The sequence below is a fragment of the Massilia sp. CT11-108 genome (assembly GCF_047302915.1).
In the GTDB taxonomy this organism is placed as follows: Bacteria; Pseudomonadota; Gammaproteobacteria; order Burkholderiales; family Burkholderiaceae_D; genus Telluria; species Telluria orientalis.
This window is the reverse complement of record NZ_JBKYMO010000629.1, coordinates 1-2769: the sequence shown is the minus strand read 5'-3', so window position 1 is coordinate 2769 and position 2769 is coordinate 1. Positions and strand designations below refer to the sequence as shown.

The following is a 2769-nucleotide window of genomic DNA, read 5'->3' as shown; positions in this document are numbered from 1 at the left end:
CTTCCGGCGCGGGGCAGGCGGCCAGCGCCGGAAGCGTTCCTGCAGCCGGGCGCGCGCGCCTGGGGCAAGACGACCGTGGGCGTGCGCTGCACGGCACCATCGAACTGGACGCTCTACGTGCAGGCGCAGGTGAACGTGCAGGCCGACTACGTGGCCGCCGCGCTGCCGCTGGCCCAGGGCCAGCCGATCGAGCAGAGCCAGCTCGTGTTGATGAAAGGCGACATTGCCGCCATGCCGAACGGCATCATCACGGACATGGCCCAGGCGATCGGCCGCACCCCGACCGTGTCGCTGGTGGCCGGCACGCCGTTGCGCCTGGACACGCTGCGCAGCCGGCCCGTCGTGCAGCAAGGCCAGGCCGTACGCTTGGTTACTAGCGGAAATGGATTTTCAGTATCAGCCGAAGGCAAGGCCATCGGCAACGCCAGCGACGGCCAGATCGTGCAGGTGCGCACGCCATCCGGCTCGGTCGTGAGCGGCACGGCGCGCAGTGGCGGGATGGTCGAAGTGGCGTTTTGATGACAGCAAAGGAGCAGGATCGTTGAAAGTGTGGCTTGCGTCCGCACTTTCTTTGATGTCCCCTAAAGTTTTTGGCAAGGGCGCCGTTACTGAGGCAGATCCCGGGCTTTCTGCTCCGACCTGAGAAGGATGATGCTGTGAAAATCAACGATACACTCAAGAACAACACGAGCGTCCAGGCCAACAACACGCCGGCCACGACTGCGAAGAGCAGCGACGCGGCCGCCGCGAAATCGGTCACGCCCGCAGCGGCCGACACCGTGCGCCTGTCCTCGCAAGGCCAGGCCCTCGCGGCCGGCAGCACCAGTCAAGTGTTCGACAGCAAGAAGGTCGAACGCATCAAGGCGGCCATCGCGGATGGCCAGTTTCATGTGAATTCCGAGAAAGTGGCGGACGGCCTGTTGGATACGGTGCGCGATCTGCTGCATTCCCGCAAACAATAGATAACCAATGGCCATTGCATCCCCTGGCGCAACCCTGCGCGACGAACAGCAAGTGATCGGTTCCATCGTGGAGCTGATGAAAACCGAGCAACAGCTCCTGATCAGTGCGGATGCGGATGGCCTCTCGACCATCACCCCCAACAAGCTGCAGTTGGCGCAGCGTGCCGCGACCCTGTCGCGCGTGCGCCACAAGGCCCTCGGCGCCGCCGGCTTTCCCGCCGGCGAGGCCGGCATGGAGCCCTGGCTGGCGGTGGGCGGCAACGCCGAATATCGCGACGCCTGGAACCGCCTGCTGGAACTCACCCGCGAAGCGAAGGAACTCAACCGCGTCAATGGCATGATCGTCAACCGCCAGTTGGGCCAGACCCAGGCGGCCTTGAGCGAATTGCGCGGTCCCGGCGGCGGCGCGGCCGGCGTCTACGGCCCGGCCGGCCAGACGATGTCGACGGGTCCGTCGCGACGGTTCGTCGTCGGTTAATTCACCATCGCCCCGTTCGCCGTCGTTGCGGCGAACATCCGCTCGATCTGCTCCGGCCACACCGGCGGGCTGAAGTAATAGCCCTGGATTTCATCGCAGCCATTCTCGCGCAGGAAAGCCGCCTGCTCGGCCGTCTCGACACCTTCCGCCACCGCCTCCAGGTTCAGCGTATGCGCCAGCGCGATGATGGCGCACGCAATGGCCGCGTCGTTCGGGTCGGTCGTCACGTCGCTGACGAACGAGCGGTCGATCTTCAGCACATCGATGGGGAAGCGCTTCAGGTAGCTGAGCGACGAATAGCCGGTGCCGAAGTCGTCGATCGACAGCGCGACGCCGAGCGCCTTCAGCGACCGCAGGACGCTCGTCGCCTCGCCCGTGTCGCGCATGACCGTGGACTCCGTGATCTCGATCTCCAGGCAGGCCGGCGGCAAACTGCTGCGTTCCAGCGCGGCCTGGACGCGCCGCGCCAGGCCGGCCTGCTGGAACTGGCGTGCCGACAGGTTGATCGACACGCGCAGCGGCGGCAATCCCTGCGCGCGCCACGCGGCCGCGCGCGCGCAGGCTTCGTCCAGCACCCACATGTCGAGATCATCGATCAGGCCCGTCTCCTCGGCGAGCGGAATGAAGCGCGCCGGCGGCACGAGACCGAGTACGGGATGGCGCCAGCGCACGAGGGCTTCCACGCCGATCACCGTGCCGCTGGCCAGGTCGACGCGCGGTTGATACTGCAGCGCGAACTGGTTCCGTTCGATGCCATGGCGCAGCAGCGCTTCCAGGTCGACCCGCTCGCGGATCGCCTGCGCCATCGCGTCCGTATGGAAACGGTAGCGCGCGGGCCCTTCCGTGCGCGCGGCAGCCATCGCCACCTGCGCCATCTGCAGCAATTCGTGCGCGCCGCAGCCGTTTGCGGGCGGCAGTGCGATGCCGACGCTGGCGGCCAGGAACACGCGCTGGCCGTCGAGCAGGAACGGCTTGCGCATCGACTCCAGCAGCCGGGCGGCCAGCGCCGCGGCGGCGGTCTCGCCTGACTGTTTTTGCACGACGATGAATTCGTTGCCGCCCTGGCGCGCCAGCATGTCGCCGCCGGCCAGCAGGCACGACAGGCGCACGACGCATTCGCGCAACACGTCGTCGCCGCCGCCATAGCCGTAGCCGCTGTTGATCTTGCGGAATTCGTGCAGGTCGAACACGAGCACGGCGAGCGTGCGCCCGTCCTCGCGCGCGGCGGCGATGGCCTCGTCCAGCGTCTCGAGGATGCGGTTGCGGTTCGGCAGGCCCGTCAGCGCGTCGTGGGTGAGCTGCTCGACGAGCGCGCGCTCGAGCCGGCGC

At 67.4% G+C, this 2769-nt stretch carries 4 protein-coding genes; 3 read left to right on the top strand and 1 reads right to left on the bottom strand.

The features are described 5' to 3' along the window. The 3 genes from flgA to ACEN88_RS28605 form a co-directional block, all read left to right on the top strand. A partial coding sequence (gene flgA, locus ACEN88_RS28615; RefSeq protein ID WP_413345136.1) for a flagellar basal body P-ring formation chaperone FlgA occupies positions 1-519 on the top strand: 519 nt, incomplete at its 5' end. Positions 520-656: 137 nt separating this feature from the next. Next, positions 657-962, top strand: coding sequence for a flagellar biosynthesis anti-sigma factor FlgM (gene flgM, locus ACEN88_RS28610; protein WP_413345134.1), 306 nt, complete (start codon positions 657-659; stop codon positions 960-962). A 7-nt stretch (positions 963-969) separates the two neighbouring features. Next, positions 970-1440 carry a flagella synthesis protein FlgN gene (locus tag ACEN88_RS28605; RefSeq protein ID WP_413345132.1) on the top strand — a complete coding sequence of 157 codons (471 nt, stop codon included), beginning with the start codon at positions 970-972 and terminating at the stop codon, positions 1438-1440. On the opposite strand, the gene ACEN88_RS28600 is transcribed toward ACEN88_RS28605, so the two are convergent. Next, positions 1437-2769 (bottom strand): putative bifunctional diguanylate cyclase/phosphodiesterase (locus tag ACEN88_RS28600; RefSeq protein WP_413345130.1); only part of this gene is annotated, 1333 nt, incomplete at its 5' end. The two genes, ACEN88_RS28605 and ACEN88_RS28600, sit on opposite strands and share 4 nt — an antisense overlap.

Excerpts from the sequence above, each read along its gene's own strand:
- ACEN88_RS28605 (WP_413345132.1), top strand. The coding sequence starts at position 970 with ATGGCCATTGCATCCCCTGGCGCAACCCTGCGCGACGAACAGCAAGTG.